Source organism: Rhizobium sp. K33, assembly GCF_056501445.1.
Map to the genome: position 1 here is coordinate 4,224,374 of NZ_CP096478.1, position 25,003 is coordinate 4,249,376.

17 protein-coding genes are annotated in these 25,003 nt (G+C 57.1%); 10 read left to right on the plus strand and 7 right to left on the minus strand.

The genetic code is table 11. The features are described from left to right. Positions 1-33 precede the first annotated feature (33 nt). From M1E12_RS20360 to M1E12_RS20370, 3 genes are read right to left on the minus strand one after another with little or no spacing between them, the layout of a single operon-like run. A complete protein-coding gene (locus tag M1E12_RS20360; RefSeq protein ID WP_479563073.1) occupies positions 34-1,095 on the minus strand; it encodes an aldo/keto reductase in 1,062 nt (353 codons plus the stop codon). A gap of 16 nt (positions 1,096-1,111) precedes the next feature. Beyond that, on the minus strand, positions 1,112-1,807 hold the full coding sequence (locus M1E12_RS20365; protein ID WP_479563074.1) for an aspartate/glutamate racemase family protein: 696 nt from the start codon (positions 1,805-1,807) through the stop codon (positions 1,112-1,114). Beyond that, positions 1,804-2,886: a LacI family DNA-binding transcriptional regulator gene (locus tag M1E12_RS20370; RefSeq protein WP_479563075.1), complete on the minus strand. Its 1,083-nt coding sequence runs from the start codon at positions 2,884-2,886 to the stop codon at positions 1,804-1,806. Before M1E12_RS20370 ends, M1E12_RS20365 begins: the two co-directional genes overlap by 4 nt. 185 nt (positions 2,887-3,071) lie before the next feature. Here M1E12_RS20370 and M1E12_RS20375 point away from each other — a divergent pair, with 185 nt between their 5' ends. The 7 genes from M1E12_RS20375 (at position 3,072) to M1E12_RS20405 (ending at position 11,123) form a co-directional block, all read left to right on the plus strand. Continuing rightward, positions 3,072-4,094 (plus strand): ABC transporter permease, encoded by a 1,023-nt coding sequence (locus tag M1E12_RS20375; protein ID WP_479563076.1) that lies wholly within the window; start codon positions 3,072-3,074, stop codon positions 4,092-4,094. Between the two features lie 30 nt (positions 4,095-4,124). Continuing rightward, positions 4,125-5,135: a substrate-binding domain-containing protein gene (locus M1E12_RS20380; RefSeq protein WP_113460716.1), complete on the plus strand. Its 1,011-nt coding sequence runs from the start codon at positions 4,125-4,127 to the stop codon at positions 5,133-5,135. Positions 5,136-5,234: 99 nt separating this feature from the next. Continuing rightward, a complete protein-coding gene (locus M1E12_RS20385) occupies positions 5,235-6,779 on the plus strand; it encodes a sugar ABC transporter ATP-binding protein (RefSeq protein ID WP_479564931.1) in 1,545 nt (514 codons plus the stop codon). Between the two features lie 2 nt (positions 6,780-6,781). Next, positions 6,782-7,807 carry an ABC transporter permease gene (locus M1E12_RS20390; protein WP_479564932.1) on the plus strand — a complete coding sequence of 342 codons (1,026 nt, stop codon included), beginning with the start codon at positions 6,782-6,784 and terminating at the stop codon, positions 7,805-7,807. Between the two features lie 14 nt (positions 7,808-7,821). Then, a complete protein-coding gene (locus tag M1E12_RS20395; RefSeq protein ID WP_479564933.1) occupies positions 7,822-8,823 on the plus strand; it encodes a dihydroxyacetone kinase subunit DhaK in 1,002 nt (333 codons plus the stop codon). A 4-nt stretch (positions 8,824-8,827) separates the two neighbouring features. Further along, the gene (locus tag M1E12_RS20400) at positions 8,828-9,475 is read left to right on the plus strand and encodes a dihydroxyacetone kinase family protein (protein ID WP_479563077.1); all 648 of its coding nucleotides are present in this window, start codon (positions 8,828-8,830) and stop codon (positions 9,473-9,475) included. Between the two features lie 31 nt (positions 9,476-9,506). Continuing rightward, positions 9,507-11,123, plus strand: coding sequence for an FGGY-family carbohydrate kinase (locus M1E12_RS20405; protein WP_479563078.1), 1,617 nt, complete (start codon positions 9,507-9,509; stop codon positions 11,121-11,123). Positions 11,124-11,696: 573 nt separating this feature from the next. On the opposite strand, the gene M1E12_RS20410 is transcribed toward M1E12_RS20405, so the two are convergent. Genes M1E12_RS20410 through M1E12_RS20420 form a run of 3 tightly spaced genes read right to left on the minus strand, consistent with a single transcriptional unit; the run spans position 11,697 to position 17,707 of the window. Then, positions 11,697-12,902, minus strand: a complete 1,206-nt coding sequence (locus M1E12_RS20410) for a GIY-YIG nuclease family protein (RefSeq protein ID WP_479563079.1) — start codon at positions 12,900-12,902, stop codon at positions 11,697-11,699. Next, positions 12,902-15,028: a DEAD/DEAH box helicase gene (locus M1E12_RS20415; RefSeq protein ID WP_479563080.1), complete on the minus strand. Its 2,127-nt coding sequence runs from the start codon at positions 15,026-15,028 to the stop codon at positions 12,902-12,904. The genes M1E12_RS20410 and M1E12_RS20415 overlap by 1 nt, the downstream gene beginning before the upstream one ends. Continuing rightward, on the minus strand, positions 15,029-17,707 hold the full coding sequence (locus M1E12_RS20420) for a class I SAM-dependent DNA methyltransferase (protein WP_479563081.1): 2,679 nt from the start codon (positions 17,705-17,707) through the stop codon (positions 15,029-15,031). It lies immediately after the preceding gene. Between the two features lie 333 nt (positions 17,708-18,040). On the opposite strand from M1E12_RS20420, the gene M1E12_RS20425 reads away from it, so the two are divergent. After that, a complete protein-coding gene (locus M1E12_RS20425) occupies positions 18,041-18,667 on the plus strand; it encodes a hypothetical protein (protein WP_479563082.1) in 627 nt (208 codons plus the stop codon). Positions 18,668-18,721: 54 nt separating this feature from the next. Here the strand turns inward: M1E12_RS20425 and M1E12_RS20430 are convergent, their stop codons facing one another. Then, entirely contained in the window at positions 18,722-19,972 is a 1,251-nt protein-coding gene (locus tag M1E12_RS20430; RefSeq protein WP_479563083.1) for a PDDEXK-like family protein, read from the minus strand. Between the two features lie 394 nt (positions 19,973-20,366). Here M1E12_RS20430 and M1E12_RS20435 point away from each other — a divergent pair, with 394 nt between their 5' ends. Continuing rightward, positions 20,367-23,510 carry an AAA domain-containing protein gene (locus tag M1E12_RS20435; protein ID WP_479563084.1) on the plus strand — a complete coding sequence of 1,048 codons (3,144 nt, stop codon included), beginning with the start codon at positions 20,367-20,369 and terminating at the stop codon, positions 23,508-23,510. After that, a complete protein-coding gene (locus M1E12_RS20440) occupies positions 23,482-25,002 on the plus strand; it encodes a hypothetical protein (protein ID WP_479563085.1) in 1,521 nt (506 codons plus the stop codon). Before M1E12_RS20435 ends, M1E12_RS20440 begins: the two co-directional genes overlap by 29 nt. Position 25,003 lies beyond the last annotated feature (1 nt).

Sequence of the window (25,003 nt, forward strand, 5' to 3'; positions counted from 1 at the left end):
GTCCTCGCACTCACCAACGAAGCCTGTTTCTCGTCAAATCAGCCCAAGATCGTCGAACGAGCGATGCAGTGCTAGGTCGGCTGGAGACAGCCGCTCGCCCGCAAAGTTATGTTGATGCCAGTAGGGGTAAATATATGGAGGGCGACTGACCAGATTCAGTCGCGACAACTCGGATTCGGAAAGTTTGAGGTCGCAGGCGGCGATGTTGTCGCGAAACTGGTTCTCATTGAGGCCGCCGACAACAAGCGTCGAAATGGCCGGACGGGACAATGTCCAAGCAAGGTTCACCTGAGCCACTGACACGCCCCTTTCCGTGGCGATCTCCTCCAGCACATCGACGATTCTCCACAACCGTTCTTGATCGCGGATTGGCGGTTCGCTCCAGCCTTGCGCCTGCCGCGACTGTTCCGGTGCCTTGTTCCGTCCGAACGCTCCCGAGAGAAGCCCAGCTGCCAGAGGGCTCCAGACCATGACTCCCAGTCCCTGATCCACGGATAGTGGGAGAAGCTCATATTCAGCCTCTCGCGCTTCAAGTGTGTAGTGAATTTGCTGAGTGATGAAGCGGGATAGTCCGCGGGCATCTGAGGTCTGTAGCGCCTTCATGATATGCCAGCCGGAATAGTTCGAGCAGCCGATGTAGCGGATTTTGCCTTGTTCGCGAAGCGTGTTCAACGCCTCCAGCGTTTCATCAAGAGGCGTCAGCCCATCCCATTCATGCATGAAATAGATGTCTATGTGGTCGCGCTTCAGCCGCGAGAGCGAGCGTTCACACTCTCGGATGATATGAAAACGGGAGGCCCCCTCGTCGTTGGGGCCGTCGCCAATCTTCATCCTCGCCTTTGATGATATGAGCACCTCATTTCGCTTTGTCCCCAGCGCTTCGCCGAGAATTTCTTCTGAACGCCCAAGCGAATACATATTGGCGGTATCGAAGAGATTGACTCCGAGTTCGATGCAGCAGTCAATCAGGCGTCGCGCTTCCTCGACCCCTTGGTCGGCCACTTTGGCAAAACCGCCGACGCCACCGAACGAAAACGTTCCCATGGATATTGCAGAGACCTTGAGGCCTGAGCGGCCGAGTGTTCTGTATTCCATTTTCTCCTCCAGAAAATCATTTGCCGGACATGCGCGTAAGGCGCAGTGACTCCGCGATGTGATCCATGCCTAGCTCGGGGCTTGTCAGGTAAGGCTTAGGCTGTGGGCCGGCTTGAAGCGCGCGCGCCATGGATGCCTGAGCAAGAACAACAAGCTCTACCTCTTCGGCTAGCATCTCGTAATCTTTGCGAACCAGTTCGTCGTGGTGCTCCCGGTTGCCAGCTTTCAAGCAGGCAAAGGCGTCGGACGAAAGCCGCTTGATGAACTTGCAACGACGACCCATACGCTTGGCTGTCCTCTCCAGCAGCCTGGTCGTTGGATCAAGCGTGGTGGGTAACGTTGCCAGGATGCCGATCGTCGACGCCTGCAGCACAGCTTTTTCCGCCATTCCCCGGTCGATTCGATAAAGTGGCGTTACCGTCCGGGCTGCCAATGTGTCGACAGCTTCGCCCAGAGTTGAGCAGGTGACGATGATCGCGCTGCTCCCGGCATCTGTCGCCACTTGTACATGGTGTGCGAGGCGTTCAAAAGTTTCGAGGTGAACGCAACCGTCCTCTATGGTCCTCGTCAGTAGGCTCTCATCGACAGTTGATGCACTGTCCCACTCTGGCAGTCGTTCGGATGCAAGAGATCCAAATAAAGGCTCAAGAGCCGCGACAGTATGGATGAATGTCAGCTTACGCGCCGATTTCAACGCCCGATGCGTCATCATTCAGCCGGCTGTTTGAGTTTCGGGGCGCTTTTTTTGCCCGGCCGCTGAGAAAGCTTCTCGTGGCTTCCGCGCAGGACGAGTTCGGCACCGACTTGGATCTTCACGGCCGGCTGCGGCTCAGCAGATTGAATGAGATCATCCAGCATTGTGACGGCGAGGTATCCAATTTTACGTTTGGAGACTTCGATCGTCGTCAAACCAGGATCCATGGTGGCACTCTGGGGTAGGTTGTCGAAACCGATTATTGAGACGTCGTCGGGAATAGAGAGGCCGTGTTCCCGTAACGCTCGAATAAACCCATAGGCGATTATGTCGTTGGTGCAGAAATAGCATTCTGCAAGAGCAAGGCCGTCTGCGAGAAGCTGGCGCGTGTCACCATAGGCACCATCATAGGTTGATTCGACGGACAGTATGTCCGACTCCTCAACCGCAAGACCAAGGCGCGCCATGTTCTTGAAGAACGCATCTCGGCGAAGCTTGAAATTTGTCGTCTCCACGTGGGAGGCGACGAAGCCGATCCGCCGAAACCCCTGCTGGTGAAAGCGGGATAGCACCTTGTAGACAGCGTCTTCATTGTTCATGTCGACAAAATTGGCGTCGATGACATCGAAGAAGGTATCTATGAAGACGGTCGGATAGCCCAATCCCTGGATGAGTCGGATATCGGCTTCGGTCAATTCAGTGCCTAGCGCAATGACGCCTGATATGGGTGCTCCGGCTAGAGACTCGGCAACCGAACTGATTGGTTGACCTTCGAAGCTGACGACTTCGAGCGTATAACTTCGTCTCGTTGCTTCGGCGGACATCCCATCGATGTAGTCGGAAATAAAGACGCTATGGTCGCGGTTTACGGTGTGGCCATGCTTGGCGATCTTTAAGAATCGAAGCGTCTCCCCCGGTTCTGCCGTCGGTTTGCTAGCCCGCGGAACGTAGTTGAGGCTGGCAACCGCTTCGAGCACCTTCGCGCGCGTCACGCCCGAAATATCGCCCTTACCATTCAAGACGAGAGACACCGTTGCGGCGGAGACGCCGGCCGCTTCGGCTATGTCTCGGATCGTCAGGCTTTTACCGTTCTTCATCGCCGTCCCAAATGCTGCATCTGCGAAATGTTTTACTAAACAGAGTATCCGTTAAGCCGGATGTTTACGGCAAATGCGACGAATCCGCAACGAGGTTTCCGCGTAAAATAGGGCTTGTCACCGCGTTTGTGCTTTGCTAGCGTTTAGTGAAGTCGTGCAACGTTCACTAAACATGGGAGGAGACCATGCGGCGAACCGACGGCCAATTCGTGATGCTTGTCGTCATGAACGCCATGCTGCTTGTTGCTGGAGTGGTCATCTCTGGCGGCTCCTTTCTGTCGCTGTTCAATCTGCAGTCCATGGCCGGCCAGGTTCCTGAAATCGGTCTGCTAGCCATCGGTGTGATGCTTGCTATGTGCGCAGGCAATGGTGGCATTGACCTCTCGGGGATTGCGCTTGCCAACCTTTCGGGGGTGGTCTCAGCTGTGCTGATGGTCTCGATCCTCGGTCCAGCTGCCGATCCGACCACATTTAGCTTGGGCTTCATGGTTGGCTGCCTTCTGGTTGGCCTCGCAGGCGGTCTGTTCAACGGGTTTTTGATAGCCCGCTTCTCAATCACTCCAATCTTGTGCACGCTCGGCACCCAGATGGCATTTATGGGTCTGGCTATTGTGGTGTCTGAGGGGCGTGCCGTGACCGTTGGCGCTCCTGCGTTGCTCTGGAGCCTTGGCAACGACATGCTGTTTGGCGTCCCGATCAGCTTCGTCATATTCATCATCGTCGCAGCGCTGATTGGCGCGGTGTTGAAGTTCACGCCCTTCGGTCTCTGGCTGATGTTGATGGGAACAAATCCCAAGGCTGCTACCTTCGCCGGCTTTCCCAAGAACGGTGTCATTCTCGCCACCTACGGCTTGTCTGGAGCGCTCTCGGGTCTCGCTGGCATCATCATCGCGGCGCGCAACGTCAACGTGAAGTTCGACTACGGTAGCTCCTATTTGCTGATTGCCATCCTGATTGCAGTCATGGCCGGTGTCCGTCCTGAAGGTGGCTATGGCCGCGTGATCTGCGTGGTCCTGAGTGCGGTGGCGCTTCAGCTGATGTCGAGCCTTTTGAACTTCGGCGGCCTTTCAAACTTTGTCCGTGATTTTGCCTGGGGAGCTCTGCTGCTCACCTTCCTGGCAGTCGGCCGCTATGACGTGATGGGTTTCCTTGCCCCGATGCGTCGCCCTGAAGATTCTTCGGCGTCTGTCCCTCAATCGCCGAAGTAACAAATCGAGGGAAAATTTGTGGAGGAAAGCATGAACTCGTTTGCCAAAAAAATGATGCTCGGCACCGCGCTTGCAGCCGTCACCCTGGGAGGCTCTGTTGGCGTGCTCGTTGCGCAGGAGAAGCCTGTGATCGCAACTGTGGTCAAGATCAGCGGTATCCCGTGGTTCGACCGCATGAACACCGGCGTGGTTGCCTTCCAGGAAGCAAATGCGGATGTCGTGGCGACCCAGAGCGGTCCAGCAACAGCCGACTCCGCCCAGCAGCTGCAGATCGTCAACGATCTCGTGGCCAAGGGGGTCAATGCGCTCGCAGTGGTGCCGATGGATCCGGCCGTGCTCGAGGGGACGCTGCAGCGCGCCATGGAGCGTGGCATTGTTGTCGTCACGCATGAGGCTGACAACCAGATCAACACGAATGCGAACGTCGAAGCTTTTGACAACGCCGACTACGGTGCTGCTTTGAATGAGCGGCTTGCAGAATGCATGGGCAAGGAAGGCAAGTGGACCACCTTCGTCGGTTCGCTTGGTAGCCGTACCCACATGCAGTGGGTCGGTGCTGGCGAGGAAAACGCCAAAAAGTATGCCGGCATGGAACTCGTTGATCCCAACAACGAGTCGTTTGACGATGCCAACGCGACCTATGAAAAGGCCAAGGAAATCCTGCGTAAGCATCCCGATATCAAGGGCTTCCAAACTTCTGCAGGCAACGACGTACTTGGTGTCGGCCGAGCTATTGACGAAGCCGGTCTAAGCGGCAAGGTCTGCCTCGTTGGTACCGGCCTTCCGAACCCTTCGGCTGATCTGCTTGAATCCGGTGCAATCACCGCGATCGGCTTCTGGGATCCGCAGAAGGCGGGCATGGCTATGAATACGATCGCCAAGCTCCTGCTGGAAAAGAAGGAGCTGACCGATGGCATGGACCTGGGCGTGCCCGGTTACGAAAAGGTGACCGTGAAGCAGGGGGCCGGCAAGGGCTTGCTCGTTGTCGGTAACGGCATGGTCCTCGCCGACAAGGCGACCTACAAGGACTTCCTGTTCTGATCCTTCCGCCAAACACCGTGACCGGGGAGCACCCCCGGTCACAGCGCCGCGGCAAAATCCGCCTGCGGAAAGAATGAGGATCGTGTTCCCGTGGTCGCAATGCAAATGAATGTTGAGCAGCCGGCTGAGCTGCTGCGATTGAACAACGTCGAGAAGTGGTTTGGTGGCGTGCACGCGCTTAGGGGCATTAATCTGACCCTTGCGCGCGGTCAGGTGTATCACCTTTTGGGTGAAAACGGCTGTGGCAAAAGCACGGTCATCAAGATTATGTCCGGTGCGCACCCGCCATCTTCCGGCGAGATCGTGCTCGATGGAAAAAGCTTTTCAGCTCTGACTCCGATTCAGTCTCTCGCCGCGGGAATTGAGACCGTCTATCAGGATCTCTCGCTTTTGCCCAATTTGACGGTTGCGGAAAACGTTGCGCTGACCGAGCAGCTTGTGTCGGCTGGAGGGCGGCTGGCACGCCTCTTCAATCGCGGCCAGATGCAGGAAACAGCGGCACGTGCTCTTGCAGCAGTCGGCCTGCCCACAGATCGCACCTTCCTGAAGGAAATTGTCGCAGACCTGCCGCTCGCTTCACGACAATTGGTGGCGATCGCACGCGCAATCGCGACACGGGCAAAGCTCGTCATCATGGATGAGCCGACAACCTCCCTGACCCGACGTGAAGTCGACAATCTGATCGAAGTCGTCGAGCGCCTGCGGCTTGAGGGCGTTACCGTACTTTTCGTCACTCACAAGCTCGAGGAATGCTATCGGATCGGCGGCAACGCCATCGTTTTTCGCGATGGAAAGTGTGTCGGCCAAGGGCCGATCGCAAGCTTCACCAAGGATGACCTGTCTGAACTGATGACGGGAAGGCAGATCACCGCGACCCGCTATCGCGAGGGGCGACCGGACGGCGAAACCTTTTTCGAGGTAGACGGATTGCGCACGGACAATGTCGAAGGTGTTTCGCTCGCCTTGCGCGGCGGAGAGATCTTGGGTGTTACCGGGCTTGCAGATTCTGGTCGCAATGAGCTGGCCATGGCACTTGCCGGGGTGCTGCCTGTCGAGCATGGAAAAATGCTGATTGACGGCAAGGAGGTGCGACTAACCTCTACCTCCGACGCCATCCAACACGGAATTGGATATGTTCCGGAGGACCGTCTGGCAGAAGGACTGTTCCTCGACAAGTCAATCCTTGATAATGAAACCGCTCTCATACTTCGACACCTCACCAACGGCATCGGAGTTATTGATCGCAAGCGCGCAAGGGCCCTCGCTGAAGACCTGTCGGCGCAAATGCGCCTCAACACAAAAAACATAGATTTGCCGGTCGGTTCCCTATCGGGCGGTAACCAGCAGCGTGTTCTGATTGGCCGCTGGCTGAGCATCCGCCCGAGGCTTCTTATCCTGCACGGGCCGACAGTGGGCGTCGACGTCGGTTCAAAGGACACGATCTACAAGGTTATCCAGTCGCTCTCCGCATCCGGCATGGGGCTCATCATTGTCAGCGACGATCTGCCAGAGCTCTTGCAGAATGCTGATCGCATCATCGTCATGAACGGTGGCCGGATCGTCTCAGAATTTGAAGCAGAAAAGGCGTCCGAGGACGATCTCTACCGGGCAATGCTCGGTGGTGAGAAGGGGGCTGAAGAATGAATATGACCAAAGTAGAGCAGGCCCAGATTTCAGCATCGGATGGGGCCTTTAGCCTAGGCGCGTTGGTCCGACGGCGTCCAGAGACGATTACATTCGCAATTCTCGTCACCATCTGCGTTGCGGTTTCGATCGCTAATCCGGCATTCCTTCAGCCTTCGACCCTGATCGATATCGGCCGCGCCAGCGTCGTGATGGGACTCTTCGCGCTTGGCGTTTTCGTCATCTTGGCAGCCGGTGGCATCGATGTTTCGTTTACCGCGATCGCTGCCTTCACCATGTATTCTGTGACACTGCTGGTGCAGACCTATTTGCCCGGGCTACCCATCATTGTGATCATCCTTATCGCAATGGCAGGTGGTGTCTTCCTCGGCGTCATTAACGGTCTGCTCGTTCACCACCTGCGTGTTCCTTCCCTCATCGTGACGATCGGCACCCAGTATCTGTTTCGCGGTTTCCTTCTATCCTTCATTGGCACCGTCTGGATCATGTCGCTGCCGCCGCAGATGGGGGCCTTCGGGCGAATGCCGCTCTTGCAGTTCGAGACCGCCAATGGCGCTCTCGTCACTCTGCCCTTCTATTTTCTCGTGCTTCCGGTCGCCGCCATCCTGACCTGGTGGATCCTGAACAGGACCCTGATGGGGCGCGCGATTTTCGCAGTGGGTGGCAATCCCAATATTGCAGAGCGTCTCGGATACAGTCTGCGCACCGTGCATCTGTTTCTATTCGGCTATGCAGGCGCTTTGGCGGGCCTTGCAGGTATCATTCACGTGTGTGCCAACCGTCAGGCAAACCCCTTCGATCTGGTTGGTACAGAAATCAATGTAATTGCGGCCGTCGTTCTGGGAGGCGCTCGCATTACCGGGGGAACGGGAACGGTTCTTGGCACCATTCTCGGCGTTCTCCTTATTGTCGTTATCAACAGCGTCCTGGTGCTCGTCGGCATCCCAAGCACTTGGCAGCGACTGGTCGTTGGCAGCTTCATCCTGCTTGCAGCTGCCTTCTTCGTCATGCGCCAGCGCAAAAAGTAACAGTGGAGGATAAAGTGAAGAAGTTTCTCAACGATCCGGTCAACTTCGTCGACGAGATGCTCGAGGGCATCTATGCGGCGCATCCGATGGTCACTTATGCGAATGACGATCTGCGGTGCCTTGTAACCGCCAAGCGGAAGCCCGGAAAGGTCGGGCTGACGACAGGCGGGGGCTCGGGTCATCTGCCGACATTTTTGGGATTCGTCGGCGACGGCATGCTGGATGGCGCAGCTGTTGGCGGCGTCTTCCAATCCCCCAGCGCCGAACAAATGTATCAGGTGACGAAGGCTGTCGATCAGGGCGCCGGCGTCCTTTACATCTACGGCAATTATTCCGGCGACATCATCAATTTCGACATGGCTGCCGAGCTGGCAGATCTCGATGGAATTACGGTGAAGCAGGTTGTCGGAAACGACGACGTCGCCTCGTCGATTGTCGGCGAAGAACACAAGCGTCGCGGCGTGGCAGGCATCTTCTTCATCTATAAGGCGGCCGGAGCAGCTGCCGCTGAAGGTCTGTCACTCGACGAGGTCGCCCGGATTGCGGACAAAGCACGGCTGAAGAGCCGTACCATGGGTGTTGCACTTTCGAGCTGCGTCGTTCCTGAAATCGGCCACGCCACTTTTTCGATTGGCGAGGACGAAATGGAAATCGGCATGGGGATCCATGGCGAACCAGGCATCAGTCGCAAGAAACTGGCGCCCGCAAATTCCGTTGTCGACGAGATGATGGACCGCATCTTCAACGAAACCGACTACAAATCGGGAGATGATGTAGCGGTTTTGATCAACGGTCTGGGTGGTACGCCACTCGAGGAACTTTACATCTTGTTCCGCCGCGTCCGCCAACTCCTTGATGCCCGCGGCGTGAACGCTAAGCATGTGTGGATCGGAGAGTTTGCGACCTCTATGGAAATGGCCGGTGCCTCCATATCGATCCTTCATCTTGATGAGGAGCTCGATCGCCTTATGGCAGCGCCCGCCAACACGCCTTTCTTCAAGCACGTGACGGGTTGAGATCATGAGCCTCGAAAAACTGGAAGCGGGTCATCTGATCGGGCTGTTTCAGAGCTGGCAGCAGCTGTTTGCCGAACAGCGAGAGTTTCTCATCGCGCTCGATGGCAAAGTTGGTGATAGCGACCTTGGCATCACAATGGCGAAGTCTTTTGCAGCTGCGGCGGAAGCCGTCGCTGCCGAGGGAGCGGACGCCGGTCTCTCCAAACTGCTCCGCACGGCCGGTGCCACAATGGCGCGCACAGCTCCGTCGACGATGGGGACATTGACGGCCACGGGCTTTTTGAGAGCGAGCAAGGCGGTCGAGGGGCTCGATGCTCTTGATACCCGAGCACTGGCTCAGTTCTGGCGCGCCTACACAGATGGAATCGCTGAACGCGGCAAGGCAAAAGTCGGCGACAAGACCCTACTTGATGTACTTGATCCATTGACGAGGTCTCTCGAGGACGCGGCCGGAAAGGGCGAAGATCTGACGGCAGCGCTGTCTTCTGCCGCCAAAGCCGCGGAAGATGCGCTCGAAGCGACGAAGTCGATGGTCGCGCAGCACGGAAAGGCCGCTGCCTTCCAGGAAAAAACCGTAGGGCTGCAGGACGCCGGCGCAACCGTGGGGTTCTTCCTCATCAGGCAGATGGCAGAATTCGCGGAGCGCCAATGAAATTGCGTTGTCGGCCGCAGGATTGATCCAAATGTCCGAGAGTTACGTCATCGGCGTCGATGTCGGAACGGGCAGCGCACGTGCTGGTCTCTTCGACCTTGAGGGGCGCATGCTGTCGGTTGCGAAGCGCGATATCACCCTCTTTCGCGAGGCAGGCTCGATCGTCGAGCAGTCGAGCACCGAGATCTGGAACGCAGTCTGCGCCATCATCCGCGAGGCGGTGCAGGAGGCCGGGGTGTCGCCGGGCCAGATCATCGGTCTCGGCTTCGATGCGACCTGCTCGCTGGTGGTGCTGGGCGAGGGGGGCAAGCGGCTCGCCGTCGGTCCGTCGGAAGATGCAAAGCGTGACATTATCGTCTGGATGGACCACCGTGCCGTGGTTCAGGCCGAGCGCATCAATGCGATCGGGCACGATGTCTTGCGCTATGTCGGCGGCCGTATCTCGCCGGAGATGGAAACGCCGAAGATCCTGTGGCTGAAGGAAAACCGTCCGGCGACCTTCGCCGCCGCCTGGCAGTTCTTCGACCTCGCCGATTTCCTGACCTGGAAATCGACCGGGGATCTCTCACGTTCGACCTGCACTGTAACCTGCAAATGGACCTATCTCGCCCACGAAGCGCGCTGGGATGAAAGCTATTTCAATCAGATCGGCCTTGAGGAGTTGGCTGCCGAGGGCTTTGCCCGCATCGGTACCGACATCGTCGAGCCTGGCACCCGGTTGGGGCAGGGGCTGACGAAAGAGGCGGCCGAAGCCATGGGTCTCAAACCCGGTACGGCCGTCGCTGCGGGCATGATCGATGCTCATGCGGGTGGCATCGGCACGGTCGGCATCGGCGGCAAGCCGGCAGAAAACCTGGCCTATGTGTTCGGGACCTCCTCCTGCACCATGACCTCGACAGCAGATCCCGTCTTCGTACCCGGTGTCTGGGGACCGTATTATTCGGCCATGGTACCCGGCATGTGGTTGAACGAAGGTGGTCAAAGTGCTGCAGGGGCTGCGATCGACCAGCTTCTCTCCTTCCATCCCGCTGCCGCCGAGGCGACCGCCCGGGCACAGGCCGAGGGCAAGTCTCTACCCGCCTTCATGGCCGAGCAGGCGACACTCAAGGTCGCGAATGCCTCAGAGGCCGTCAACCTTGCTGCTGGCCTGCATGTCGTGCCGGAGTTTCTCGGAAATCGCGCACCCTTTGCCGATCCGTATGCCCGCGCCGTCATTGCTGGCCTTGGCATGGAACGTGACTTTGACAGTCTGATCGCTCTCTACATCGCCGGCCTTTGCGGGATCGGCTACGGACTGCGCCAGATCATCGAGACACAGGCAAAATCGGGTGCTTCCGTCGAGCGGGTGGTCATCAGCGGTGGCGCAGGCGCAAGCCCACTGGTGCGCCAGATCCTGGCGGACGCCTGCTGCAAGCCTGTTGTCGCGACCGAGGCGGAGGAACCTGTCCTGCTCGGCTCTGCCATTCTTGGAAGCGTCGCGGCGGGTGCCTTCCCCGATGTTCGCGTTGCCATGCGTGAGTTATCAAGAAGTGCTGTAGAATACGTTCCTGGCAGCGACGCTGTGGCTGTTACTCATGCGAGCCGGTATCAAGCGTTCTTGAAGTTACAGACTGCTGCGCGAGATTTGAACTTGCAAGACGTTGTTTGACGCGCAACGCCTTTCAGACGCGCAAGTGCGAGCTAATTTTGAGGCAGAATGATGTTCTTGCCTTGTCCAAATCCGAGGCATGCCGACACATCAAACTATATACGGAACTGATGAAGCCTTTCAGTTCACACAGAGGTGCGGCTCGAAGCTTATGCTGCACCCAACCTACACGATCCATAGCCATGTGCCCTTTCAGTGAAAGTGGAGTATCATTCCGGGCAGGTCACCAGGCGTGCGGACCAGGACGCTATTCGTGCGGGTAAACATGGAGGCTAACGGTGGAAAGAGAGCTTCAACAAATCCTGTCTCGACTGGAGAGTCGTGTCGCGTCAGATAGCCAAGCGATTACTTCCGAAATCGCGACGCTTAAGGCTGCACTTGAGGAAGCTGAGGCGAAAAGATCTCAAGAGCTTAGAGGAGGTCGCTTTTTGGAGGCGTCGGTTTTGCGTGATCGAATTGCTCGCGACTTGGACAAAATGAAGTGGTTAGGATTCATGCCCTCAGATCTTCGCGAACCAATCTCGGATGGCAGCCTAAGTGCAATGTTTCGCAGCACATTGGTCGAGGTCCCATCTAAGCTCTTTTGACAATCTTCTGGGTATCACGGTCATACCGATAGAGATGAAGCTGCCCGTCCTTGATGAGCTGGGCCGCCTGGGCGACGAGTTCTGGCAGCACATAGAACCATTCGCGCGGCCTGATCTTCTTGCCGAAGCGGTCAATGATGAAAAGCTCACCGGGCCTTGCGGCATCAAAGAACCGATGGAGTAAGTTCTCGACCTTGGAGCGTGACAGGTTCTGCAGCTCGTAAGTGGCGACAATCTCGACCGGTGCCAGAAGGAAGGTCGGATCGTTCCGGGCATCAGCTACGCGACGCCGGACGTCCTGTGAGGTTACGCCGATCTTGTAGAGGATGTCGCGCTGCGGTTTAATCGCAGGATCCTCCGAAAGACTGCGGGCCACGTAGATCGTGCCCGACAACGAAACCTTGTCGGTTTCCCAGTCAGGATCGAGCGGTCCAAGCCCGAGGCGCTGAATCACTCGGGCCGTCTTGTCGTCATTAAGGGACTTCCGGAATGATGACATCAGCGGGTCGCTCTCGGTGCCGTTCGAGAAAATGACCCGGAGACGATGATCGCGTGCTCCGCCGCGCTGCGTACTTTCACTCTTTTCCGCTATGTAGGCTAGAAGGCCGTTGCGGATGAAAAAGTCGCCTTCGACAGGCTCGATAACAGCCCATTTTTCAATTAGCGTGGCTTCGCGTGCGCCGCTATCGAGAGCCTGCTGCATGGTCTCGAACAGTCCCGCAAACTGATCGAAATCCTTGCAGGGGATGAAGTCCGCCCGATGGTCAGGCATCTGGCGTTCCGCTGCCGGCGTCACGTGTTTGAGCTGAACAAGTTCCGGCTGAACGTCCAGACCATCATCAGCAAAGATGTCATCGAGCGTTGCCGGGATGTCGTCGTCTTCAACCTCGTCGCGCCAGGAAACCTCGGCAACGTTCCCTTTCCGTGCCAGAAGTCCAAGCCTGTCGGCCTGCCTCAGTTCGTCGGTGGGAGATTTGGCGAGGTTTTCCCATATGGTGCCAAGCCGCATCTCTTCGTGGTTGGATGCGTTGGCGTCGGGCAAACGTCCGTGCTGCTCGAAAAAACGCGTCACATCATTCAGGATCGAAACGCCATTGTTTGCTGAAGATGACGCCCTCGGTTTCAGCTTCACAGCGAGAAGACCGAATTCGTCTGGCTCTGCAAAGATCTCTTCCAGTGTCGGGCGGGGCATCAGCTTGCCGTCTCCCGTATCGTCTGCGCCTTGCGGTTCTTGAGCCAGGCCAGCGCTTCCGCCATGCGCTTCTCCAGGGCGTCTTCTGCATGGACATTCGGCTCGCGCCCCTCCTGCGCCCGGAACCGCTTGATCCTGGGCCAAAGCGTCCGCGCTTCCTCTTCCGTCATCTGCACACGCATGGCCACCATGGCGGACTGTACCTGAGACAGAAGCGGGGCATCGAAGCTGCGTGAGGCCACCTCGAAACATTCCTGAAACGCGTTGACGCTATCGATCAGGTCAATATCCAGCTCACGCACATTGATGAAGCGACGCACCATGGCCAGCAGCGTGTTGGGTGCCACCCGCATGTCGTCGTCTGAGTCGTTGCCGTCAGCCTGCCCGGCGTCAGCGCCCGTTCGGGGCGCTTCGCCGCCTGGCTGATCGGCACCTAAGAACTGAGTACCCGCTTCCCGAAATCCACGTTCGGCTTCCTGGCGTGTCAGCGTCAGCAGGTTCATGCGCGCCGCAAGGTTCTGGCGGATGGCTTCGGTTTCGTCGTCGTTGAGGTTCTCGTAGCGATGCTCGATAATGTCCGTCAGCAGCATCTGGGTTGCCACTTCCGGGGCCGTGTCTGGCGAAACGATACGGGCATCGACAGCCTGACAGGCGGTTGCCATCAGATCGGCCATATCGTTTTCGCAGATGTCTCGCGCCCGGTCGGTCGGCGGTTCCATCAGACCCTTGATGCCGATGGTGATGGTGCCCTGGCCGTCATCTGTGATCGGTTCGCGAATATCGCCATCTTCCCGGCGATAGAATTTGAAATTGGGTGCCAGCACCTGTTCCATCAACAAGGAGCCGGAAATGGCCTTCAGCATGTCGTTGACGGCATCCTTCACCGCCGACGTTTCCACGCCCGGTTCCGCGACCAGATTGGTGAAGATGGCTTTCGGCTTGCCCGGTGCATCGCGCGTGGCGCGGCCAATGATCTGCACGATCTCGGTCAGCGATGCGCGGTAGCCGATGGTCAGCGTGTGTTCGCACCACACCCAGTCAAAACCCTCCTTGGCCATGCCAAGCGCAATGATAATGTCCACCTTGGCGCGGTCCGCTTCATCGTCGCGCTTGCCATTTGGTCCCTTGATCTCGCGGGAAAGGGCAGCCTTCACCCCCTCACGCTCCGGGCCATCATGAACGAGATCGGCCACTTTCAACACGCGGCCATGTGCCGTCTTGATCAGATCGAAGCCCGTTCCCTCTTCCACGCCGATATGCTCGCCGATCAGATCGAGAATGCGGCCCACCTCATCGTTCTTCTCGCCAAAGGCTTCCGCCGAACCGCGATGGGGAATGTGGATGATGGTCTTGAGCTTCGTGTCGAGCACATCCGGCAGGCCGTTGAGATACTGGCCGCGATAGAAGCTGTAGTTGACGCCGAGCGCCTTCAGATACTCATAGCCTTCAAGCTGCTCGTAATAGGAATAGGTGATCGTCTTGAAGCGCGCCTCGTCCTCCGGGCGCAGCACCGGCACGGCGTCACCACGAAAGTAGGAGCCGGTCATGGCCATCACATGGCACTGGCCGCGCGCAACAATCTGCCGCAGAATTTCGCCGAGACGGTTGTTATCGGCTGCCGAGACATGGTGAAACTCATCAATGGCGAGAAACACGTTGTCGAAGGCCTCGATGCCATGCGCCCGCTCCACCGCCTCGAAACCGAAGCGGAAGGTGGCGTGGGTGCACACCAGCACGCGGGCGTCGGACTGCATGAAATCAGAAAACGCCTTCACCTTCTGCGCAGTCGAGCCATCTTCGGTGCCGGAAAGGCAGAGGTTCCAGCGGTCCTCCACCTGCCAGTCCGCATCGAAACCGTAGCTTTTCAGGTCGGTTGAGCGGAAGGAGCCACCAATCGAGGTTTCCGGCACGCAGACAATGGTTTTCGACAGCCCCTGATGGTTCAGCTTGTCCAGTGCCACGAACATCAGCGCCCGGCTCTTGCCCGCCGCAGGCGGGGCTTTGAGCAGAATGAACTGCGCGCTGCGGGCGGCATAGGCGCGGGCCTGCATGGGCCGCTGGCCCAACGCATTGGTGGCCTTGGATTGCCCGGTGCCATTGTAGCGCACATTGACCATCTCAACCATTTACTTCGCCCCCTGCTTCACCCGCGCCGCATACAGCTTGAACAGCTTTTCCAGCCGCTCCGTATCGTTGCGGAAGGGGCGGCCAATATACATGCTCTCCAGCAGCTCATCATTGTCCCGGTGCACAGCGCGCAAATCCTCCGGCATCTTGTCCGGGTCATAGAGATCGGCAATGGTTTTCGGGTAATGCTGGTAGCGCGTTTTCAGAATGCGACGTGCGGAGGCGGAAAGCTGCTCCAATTGATCAGCGGTGAGTTTCGGCACCGGAAAGGTGTTCCAGCCCAGCGTGTTGGAATAGCGGAACCGGGATTCAAGCCGTCCGCAAACCGTCCCGATCCAGACGAGATGCAGACGCGAGGCAATCAGCGCGATGCACCAGTCGGGGGCGTCGTAGAGAACCTGATTCAGGTTCGAAGAAATGACGTCGGCTCCAACGCGGTCAACCGGAAGGTAGGGACGACGTTCTGAGGTGACGCTGGGGATGAGGATCGAGTGGGACTTCGCTTCGAAGATTTGCTTGAATGCGTGTGACCGGGGCAAAAGTTTTTCTCTCACATACGCATCAGTACTCTTGGCACGAAATTCCTTCACCCGCTCAATTCGATTAGCGATTTCGACAATCTTTAGCGCGTCGTTCAACCTATTATCAGGAATCCAGAGACAATATCGTTTTGTACCCCTCACGACTTCCGCTGATCCCATGAATGGTCGAATAAACTCCTTCGCTTCAGGAAACTCGAGTTCGAGCTGCTCTTTCTCTCCCTCTTCTAAGATCAGGTTCCCACCCTCGACCGGCTTGTTGCCGTAGTCCATCGCCGGAAGCTCGAACTTCCCAGTTCGGGTGCCTTCCACATATATGGTTGGGCCAGCGACGAGGTAGGGATTAATGTTATCGGCGACAGCTTCCAGATCGTCGTGAAACAAGCGCTTTTTCAACGAACATTTGTTCCGCAGGCCAATAATCGAGCAGATCACGGCGGCGTTTGCTGAAGCGTTGTTACGCCACTTGAAATCTTTATGCGCGAAGGCAATTTCAAGTTCGGCAGAGAGAATATGCGGCCAAAGTGCAGCGACCGAATAGCCTTGGCAAATTGAATTCGTTGATACCAATGCGGAACGCGCTGAACGTCCCTCGACATATCTTGCTGCTTTGAAAAACCATGCGGACACGAAGTCGAATGCTGCATAACTGGGCGTCACGCCCGCAAACACCTCGCCCAAGTCGGCTTTCTGTTCCTTCGACTGATACGTAGAACCCAAAAACGGTGGATTGCCCGCAATGAAAACCTCTTCGCTCCCAACTGGAGGTGGGCAAACCTCATCCCAATTCACCCGCAGAGCATTGCCGCATCTGATTTGCCCACCATCCCGCAACGGCAGCAGCGGAGGCATCCGCCCGAACACATCGGCAAAATGGGCATTCGCCTGATATTCGGCAATGAACAGCGCGAGCTTCGCCGTTTCCGCCGCAAAGTCCGTCAACTCGATGCCATAGAACTGGTTGAGACTGACGGAGGAGAACATGACGTTCTGCGGATTATCCTCCAGCTCTCCTAACCGTTTCAGAATGCGAATTTCGCGTTCCCGCATCTGCCGGTAGGCGACGACCAGAAAATTGCCGGAGCCGCAGGCGGGGTCGAAGACGCGGATTTTTGAGAGCCGATGAAGCTGGGCCTTCAGCGCCGCCGGCTTGTCCCAGGCCTTCTCCAGTGCCTCATCCAGATCATCCAGAAACAGCGGCCCCAGCACCTTCATGATATTGGGCACCGATGTGTAATGCATGCCCAGTTCGGCGCGGGCCTTGGGATCGGCAATCGACTGGATCATCGAGCCGAAAATATCCGGGTTGATCAGCTTCCAGTCCAGCTCGGCGGCGTCGCGCAGATAGCGGAAGGAGATGGGATCAAATTCCGGGGCCTCGATGGCATCGGCAAACAGCCCGCCATTGACGTATTCGAAGGTGTCGGTCCAGGCAGGCAGGCCTTTACGCTGATCCTTGGGCAGGTTCATGGCTGTGAACGCCTGCACCAGAACATCGCGCGCGTGTTCGCCCTTGTTGCCGCCATAGGAGAAGACGGCGAAGGAGAACTGATCTTCCTTAAAGACGCCGACATCCTCAGAGAACAGGCAGAAGATCAGCCGCGTCATGAACAGGTTCATGGCATGGCGGCGCTCCGGCACGGCCCAATCCGGGTTTGCCTTCAAAAGCGCATCGTAAAGTTTCGCCAGTTTGCCGGTGGCCTTGATGTCGACCGGGTTTTCCTCTGCCGCCCGATAGCGCTCCTTGCCAGCCGCAGGCAGGAAAAAGGAAAAATGCGTGCCAAGCTCCGCAAAGGGGCAATGCAGCGTTTCCTCGGATTTCGGATGCTCGGCGGCAATCATCTCGCCATCCGTGGCGATCAGGATTGCAGGTTTTGCTTTCACTGTGCGTTTGGAGGTGCGAAGCGCATTCAGCATTTCAGCCGCCATGCCCGGAAGGGCCGGAGCATAATGAAACTTGCCGTTCAGCAGAACGCCGCCCGCGATATCCGACTTGTTGGTGGTGCCCACCTTCAGCTTGGCAACAGTTGCCTGCGCATTATCCGTCGCCTGTGCGAAGGCATAGCCGAACTCTGTGGGGTCAAACTTTGCGCTGGCAATGTCATCCAGGGCGTCTGCGATTTCAGTAGGGTTCATCATGAAAGGTCAGGCTTCTTTCGCAGTGGTGGCAAGTGGCCGCCGCGTGTTGCGATCGGATTTAGTGCAAATGCAGCCTCTTGCAGATCGCCATCAGGTAATCCGCACAATTATTCGCAGGCTGCTAAATGAGTCGCCTGGCTTTAGGCCATTCCAGAATTTAGCAACGTTCGGGTGACTGATGCCGTTCAGCATGCTGCATTCCATTCCAAATCATGTCTGCGCGACTGTAGCGAAGCGAAGCGGAGAGGCAACCGGGGGATGAGCGATGACCTGGCCTTGCCCAAAGAAACTCCCGATGCTTCAGTGACGCATCATCAAGGGGAAGGACCGAGAATGAAGAAGCCGACCAGCGTCACCAGCCTCACCGAATTTGGCCGCGTGCGCCTTTCGAAGACCTTCTTCATGCGGGATTTCCTCTTCTCCGACATCGCATCGATCCACGGTTTCAACAATGCACCGGACGATCCGGATCTCGCGATCGCTGCCGGCACGCGCCTGTGTGAGGACCTGCTTGAACCGTTGCAGGACGCTTTTGGGCGGATCGCCATCCGCTCGGCCTTCCGTTCGGTGGAGGTGAACGGGTTCGGCAACGAGATGCAGCGCGGCAAGAAGGCTGGATACAGCTGTGCATCGAATGAATCGAACTACGCCGGACACATCTGGGATCGTCGCGATGCGGACGGCTTCATGGGAGCCACCGCCTGCATCGTCGTGCCGTCCTTCTGGGACCGCTTCCAGGCAGAAGGCGATTGGCAGAAGCTCGCCTGGTGGATCCACGACCACCTGCCTTACTCCTCGCTCTACTTCTTCCCGACCTACTGGGCTTTCAATATCAGCTGGCACGAGCGCCCCGAGCGACGCATCGACAGCTACACGAAACCGGTGGGTTGCCTGACGAAGCCTGGCATGGCGAACCATGAGGGAAGCCATGCGGCGGATTGGGCGGGGATCGTGGCTTAGAAGCCAACATCCCGTCCCGAGCGGGTTCCATTCGCGCTCTGGCACATTTGGCGGCTAAGGCCCTGAACGCGCAGTGATGTCGGCTGTCGAGCCATCAATGTTGGCAAGGATGGGATCAAAGTGATTGAAGACCTTTGCTGCGAATTTGTCCAGACTGCCGATCACGGCCTCCATCGCCAGATCCAGGTCCGAATCCTCGTCTATTTGGTTGGGTAGCATGTCAGCCTTGGCGAGGCACATCCAATCGCGCCCGGCGCGCGCGTTTGGTCGATGCAGCCTGGTTTTGTCGAGTAGCGCCAGGTACTGGGATCGCGCGGCTTCATCACCCGGACCAAGATAGAGATATGCGGCGATACTGGATTTCTCTCGCTTCAATTCCAAAAGTATAAGTCGCTTGCTGTCGGTCCAGCGAGAGCTCTTGAAGCCAGGAAGGGTGTCCCATTGCTCGAATGCAAACCTGATAATATTTTTGTATTCGGCATCCAGAACAACGTTTAGCCCAATGTCCTTCAGCGACTTTAGGACAGCGGACTTCCGTTCCTTAAGTATTTCAAACAGGTTTGCTGTCGCATCAGGACGATTGTCTGCTAGAAATTCGAGCGCTTCACGATGGCGAGACCAAAGCTTCCGAGCGATGTCTTCAAGGTCTGCGTCTTCCAAATGGTGCCTCCTCAGCATCCTCAAGTAAGCTTTCAGGCTATCATTGCCGGGGCCTGGGCTCGCTCTCGCGCTCACAATGTCCAGTTCCGCAACAAGATCGCGGAGGTTCAGCGCGTGCCAGTGCTCCGCATCGATCGGCTCCTCTTCGTATTTTGTAAGGAACACGTTGACATGTCGCCAACCATCTCCCTTAGGCCATTGGCTCTCAACGATACCGCGATATCGCAGAAGCTGGTCGGATCCCTGCGATGACTCGACCTTGAGCTCGATTGGAATGACTAGTTTTTCTGCCGGAATGACGATCAGCAGATCGATGCTTCGCCACTCTCGCCTGACATCCGCCTGCTCGATATCCATCAAATGTACGTTGAGCGGCTTAAGCCGAGAAGCGGTCTGGGAAGACCGACTTGTTGCTCGAGATACCGCCAACAGGAATGCCCTAAGCACGTCCGTGTGGAAGCCATGAGGTCTGCCCGGCTCTAGCAAATAGGCGAGAAAGTTGCCGTGACGCACTTCTGACCGAACCATACCTAGCGCTTCGAAAGGACAAAACTGGTCGAACTCGTTCTCGAGCCTACGGAATTCATCGTCATTTACGAGAAGCTGCTCAAGTTGCGATTCTAGATTCGGTCTAACAGAACTCACGCAAGCCTCGCTGCTTGTTGGAGACGATTGAATTGATCTGCCATCAGTAGTGCGATGATTCTCCAGCTTGGACAACCAGGGATTGGATCACGCGCTGAGGCGCGCTCAGTAGCCTAGGGCCGAAGCGAAACGGTCATGACTCCATCCGAGATCTCCTGCAGGGCCCCCCAGTTGATGCTCGACCTGACGCCCAAAATTGCGCCGGGAAAATTGGTCGCATTCGCATTTATCATCATTGACATTTCACTGAATGATTGTGCACCTATGCCGTGCGAAGCGATGACATACCGTTCAATGACTGTAATGCAGAATCCTGGGTTACCTTCAAACTATTCGGCTTTTCTCTCGGTTCTCCAGAAGCTTAACGGCTTAACGTCTTAACTGAGAAAAGCTGATGTCTCTTCTGCTGCGAACGATCTCTGCAATGCCGAGCGGACGAACGACGAGTGAGCTTCTTGCTCTCCTCGATGTCGATTTCGATCCCAGGATGCGGGCTTCGATCTATGCTGAAATTGCCGCCCTTTCAGAAGCAGGCAAGATCTCCAAGGGCCGCGATGGCCGCTGGCGTGCGGTCTCTGCCATCCGTCCCATGCCTTCCGCCGTAAATGGCTCACGCGAACCATCCGGTGCCGGAGTTCTGCAGGCAGCACCTGCAGTCTTTCTCAGCCTCTACCAAGATGGCGATCTGCCTGAGCCAACTGATACACCGAATGCGCCTGAGCCTGCCGCGTTGCTACGTTACTACCGCTCAGCTCTTCGTTCCGATCCACGCGGCGCAATTTCTCAGGCTGAAGATCGCCATGGGGTTCAATTTCATCTCATAACGGGATCAGGTCCCCTTACCGGCGACGATGGGAAAGGCATCCGAGTCAAGATCGGGCTTAATGACCTCTCTGACGAGTTCAGGAAGGCATTGCTCAAACGTGAAGCCAACGAGCAGACGATGGCAGTCGGCTGGCCCATCGCGGTCAGCCAGACCAAAGGCGCGCCGGTCATCTGGCCAATCGGGCTGATTAGCGCGGACTGGGTGCGTACCGACACACATCTGGAACTAACCATCGACGCCGATGATGTTCTGGTCAATCCTGAGTGGCTCAAAGGGGCAGCACGTAGTGAGCGATGGACTGAAAAAGCTCTCCGCGAAGTTTTCAGTCAACCGGAAGGCACCGGTCTGCCGCTCGACGACTTTTTAGCTCGACTGAAGGAGGCAGTGGGCGGCAGCTTCAAGGGAAAGCTTTCAGGCCGTGGCCTCGCAACAGAGCTCGATCCAGCTCGACCTGGAATCTACAACATCGCCGGCATCTTTCTGCCAACTGATAGCACATTCACTGCTGGAGCTGTTCGTGATCTCGACCGCATTGCGGCATGGAGCCAAGACGAGCTCTCTAGAACGGCTCTTGCGCCAATCCTTGGCCTACAGAGCTCGGTTGAGCCCACACCCGCCGCAGCGCTCAACACAGGACCGCTCAACCGCGAACAGATTGCAGCAGTTGAGAAAGCGCTGGGCTCCAGCCTCACGGTCGTCACAGGCCCCCCGGGGACCGGCAAGAGCCAAGCAATCGTCTCGATGGTGGCATCTATCCTCAATGCGGACGGATCTGTCCTCGTGGCGTCGAAGAACCATCAAGCCCTCGATGCGGTTGAAGAGCGGCTACGCGGCATTGCCAACGACGTGCCATTTATTGTTCGGACACTCGATCCGGCTCGGGACTTGGATTTGTCATTCAACGCAGTCCTGACGGAATTGATTAGGGAGCCGAGTAGGTCCGGTCCTGCACCAGATCTAATTGCCCGTGCGAAGCTTGCTACTACCGCTAGGTTGAGGGCAGACGCGCTTCAGACGATTGATGAGATTGGTCGCCTGCGATGCCACATTGCAGATCTTATAGAGCGCCTCGAGGCCCGTCGCGAGGCGGAACCTGATCCGTCTGAAGCGCCATCAGCTGCCGCACGCGTTTCCATCTTCACCCGACTGCTCGAAGTGCTCAAGCGGCTCATTGGGAGAAAAAGTGCTGCCATCGTTAACGATGATCCGGCAGCCGAAGGCGCTTCGGACGAGATGCTGAAGAAGCATCTTGCCAAGCTTCAGCAGGAATGTGAGCGCCTTGGCGCGCCAGAGGATCCGGTTTCGCTAACGGCTGAGATTGCGGAACTGGTGCAGTCGATCATGCCGCGGGTTCTGCTCCAAAGGACGGTGCTGACCGAGGCTGAAAGACAGGAATTGGGTGAGGAGCACGCAAACCTTGAGCTGGCTCAACTGACCGGCCCCTTACGTCCTGAATTGGCCCGGAAGGTCGTTAATCACCGCCCGCTTTGGCTTGCGTCGGTCCTCAGTGCTCCAAAGCGCATTCCGCTGGCGGCGGGGCTTTTCGACTTGGTCATTTTTGATGAAGCCAGTCAGTGCGATGTCGCTTCAGCGCTGCCACTTTTCGCGCGCGCCAAGCGCGCTGTTGTTGTGGGTGACAATAAGCAGCTGTCTTTCATCAGTCAGCTGGGGATCGCCCATGACCGCAACCTCATGCAGGCGCAAGGTCTGCCAATCGGCTCGATGGGCCGCTTCGCACAAAGCCGGCAATCGTTGTTCGACTTGGCGAACCTGACACCGGGGGCGTCAAAGGTCATGTTGCGCGACCAATACCGTTCAGCAACTGATATCGTCGAATACATCAACGAAGCATTCTACGGCGGAAAGCTGCGTGTCGCTGGCGACCAACAGAGGCTGAAGGCGCCCGCTGGATTGAAACCTGGAATCGCCTGGAAGGACGTTCCTTCTCCGTCGACGCCCATGTCGACAAATGTGAATTTGGCCGAAGTTTCTGCCATCACGGATCACCTGAAGCTCTTGCTTCTCACTGAAGCATATTCTGGCACGGTTGGCGTTATTGCGCCTTTCCGACCTCAGGTGCAGGCACTGAGCGACGCAATACATGCGGCAATCCCTGAGCAAGTGATTGAAAAGGCCGATCTACGAATTGGAACAGTGGATAGCTTCCAAGGGCAGGAACGTGACCTGATCCTGTTCTCACCCTGCCTCGGACCATCCAGCGCCATGTCTGCCGTTTCCTTTGTCCAGAAAGACTGGCGCCGGTTGAACGTAGCGATCAGTCGTGCGCGCGCGGTTGCTCACGTGTTCGGGGACCTCAGCTACGCTCGATCTGGCAAAGTCAGCAGCCTTCAGAAGCTAGCAAGGATTGCAACCGAACCTCGAAAGAGGGTCGCAGAGAGCACGTTTGACAGCAAGTGGGAATGGCGTGTGTTCAACGCCCTAAAAGAGAAGGGACTTGAACCCATCCCGCAATTCGAGATTGCCGGCCGCAGGCTCGACTTCGCACTGTTCGGGAGAGGCGAGATCAAGCTCGACCTAGAGATCGACGGACGCCATTGGCACGCCGACACAGATGGAAAACGCAAACTCGCCGATCACTGGCGAGACAAGCAGCTTCAATCACTTGGATGGCGCGTTCAGCGCTTCTGGGTCGACGAGCTAGAAAAGGATTTGGAGGGATGCATTGAGCGCGTCAAACAACAGCTTTCGTAAATCGCATCGTTTCACAGTCTTGGCTGGCTTGCTGGCCGGTGTCTCAGTTGCAGCGCTTGGAACTATCTTCTTCCAAATGGATCAGATGGAACGTCGCTATGGCGTGATCGCATCAGAGATTGATCGTTTTAACAATGAGCGCACAGCTGCGCTCAGACAGCGAGATGAGATCAACTCGGAGATCGCTTCAAAGAACCGAGAATTTGAAAAACTGCAAAGCGAGCTGGCCAACAAGGTTACCTCATTGAAGACCGCTGAAGACCAGTTGGTTGACTTGCAAACTCGGCTGAACGAAGGCGAGACTGCATTGCAGGCGCTGTCAAAGCGGCAAGAAGCTGCGGAAGCAGCCATTGAAGAAGCAGCGAGGCTAAAGGCAACCGTCTCGTCGCTTCAGGCTGAGAGGTCGAAGCTGCAGGCCGAGCAAAAGAAGTCTCAGGCGGATTTGGATCGTCTGACGCGGAGTTTGAAAGACAGTGAGCAAGCTTACAGCCTGAAGCAGCAGGATCTCGAAGATGCAGACGCACGGCTTGCGGAGCTCAACCGCAAAATTGCTGATGCGCAAGTCCGTAGTAGCGACCTAGACGATCTGAAACGACAGGTGGAAGATTTAGAGAAGAACCAAGCGAGCCTACAATCGGCGAAGGCCTCGTTGGAGCAAGAGGTTCAAACTTATGTCACTCAACTCGCGACACTGAAGAGCCAAGTTGAGAGCGCAAAGGCTGAGGCGGCATCGGCGCAAAAGGACGCCGAGGACCTCAAGATTGCCCGAGACGCATTAGCGACGAGCAACGAAGACCTAGACAAAAAACTGCAGCAGCTTCGCTCAGACATCGCACGGCTCGAGGGGCAGCAACAGAGCGCAACTCTTGCCACCGACGCCGCGAAATCTGCCGCGGCTGAGGCGGAAGGTCGGCAGAGACAGGCTGAAGAACTACGAACGCAAGCTCAGAGTCAACTTGCAAGCCTGCTGCCCCAAATAGACGCGGCACAAAAACAAAGGGCCGAACTTGAAGCCACGATTGAAGCACTCGAAAGAGACGCTGTGGCTGCCCGCGTGGTTGCTTCTCAGGCGGCAGAGGCGGAGCGACGTAAGAGCGTGGCGGAGGCAGCGCAACGAAGTTTGAGTGAGCAACTGGCCGCCGCCCGGGAAGAGCTATCGCAGCTACAGAGCCAGCGCGAAACCGAACAGGCAAGCCTGGACGCTCTTCGAGCCCAGTTGAGCAAGCTTCAAGGCACAGCGGAGCAGACGCGCCTCATTTCGGCAGACATCGATGCTCTGCAGGGTCAGCTGAAAACCTTAACACAACAGGTCTCAAATCTGCGGCAAGAGCAGGCGGCTCTGACCGAGGACATCAAGACCAAGCGGTCTACGCTCAGCGCTCTGAGTTCCGATCCCGCAAAAATACCGGGGTCGGTTTCGCAGGAATCGACCGACGAGACCCCGATAATTTCTGAAACAACCCAACAGCCCAACACTGCCCCTGAGCAATAAG

Coding starts and splice junctions, on each gene's coding strand:
- M1E12_RS20360 (WP_479563073.1), bottom strand. CDS start 1,095: ATGGAATACAGAACACTCGGCCGCTCAGGCCTCAAGGTCTCTGCAATA.
- M1E12_RS20365 (WP_479563074.1), bottom strand. CDS start 1,807: ATGATGACGCATCGGGCGTTGAAATCGGCGCGTAAGCTGACATTCATC.
- M1E12_RS20370 (WP_479563075.1), bottom strand. CDS start 2,886: ATGAAGAACGGTAAAAGCCTGACGATCCGAGACATAGCCGAAGCGGCC.
- M1E12_RS20375 (WP_479563076.1), top strand. CDS start 3,072: ATGCGGCGAACCGACGGCCAATTCGTGATGCTTGTCGTCATGAACGCC.
- M1E12_RS20380 (WP_113460716.1), top strand. CDS start 4,125: ATGAACTCGTTTGCCAAAAAAATGATGCTCGGCACCGCGCTTGCAGCC.
- M1E12_RS20385 (WP_479564931.1), top strand. CDS start 5,235: ATGCAAATGAATGTTGAGCAGCCGGCTGAGCTGCTGCGATTGAACAAC.
- M1E12_RS20390 (WP_479564932.1), top strand. CDS start 6,782: ATGACCAAAGTAGAGCAGGCCCAGATTTCAGCATCGGATGGGGCCTTT.
- M1E12_RS20400 (WP_479563077.1), top strand. CDS start 8,828: ATGAGCCTCGAAAAACTGGAAGCGGGTCATCTGATCGGGCTGTTTCAG.
- M1E12_RS20405 (WP_479563078.1), top strand. CDS start 9,507: ATGTCCGAGAGTTACGTCATCGGCGTCGATGTCGGAACGGGCAGCGCA.
- M1E12_RS20410 (WP_479563079.1), bottom strand. CDS start 12,902: ATGCCCCGCCCGACACTGGAAGAGATCTTTGCAGAGCCAGACGAATTC.
- M1E12_RS20415 (WP_479563080.1), bottom strand. CDS start 15,028: ATGGTTGAGATGGTCAATGTGCGCTACAATGGCACCGGGCAATCCAAG.
- M1E12_RS20420 (WP_479563081.1), bottom strand. CDS start 17,707: ATGATGAACCCTACTGAAATCGCAGACGCCCTGGATGACATTGCCAGC.
- M1E12_RS20425 (WP_479563082.1), top strand. CDS start 18,041: ATGAAGAAGCCGACCAGCGTCACCAGCCTCACCGAATTTGGCCGCGTG.
- M1E12_RS20435 (WP_479563084.1), top strand. CDS start 20,367: ATGTCTCTTCTGCTGCGAACGATCTCTGCAATGCCGAGCGGACGAACG.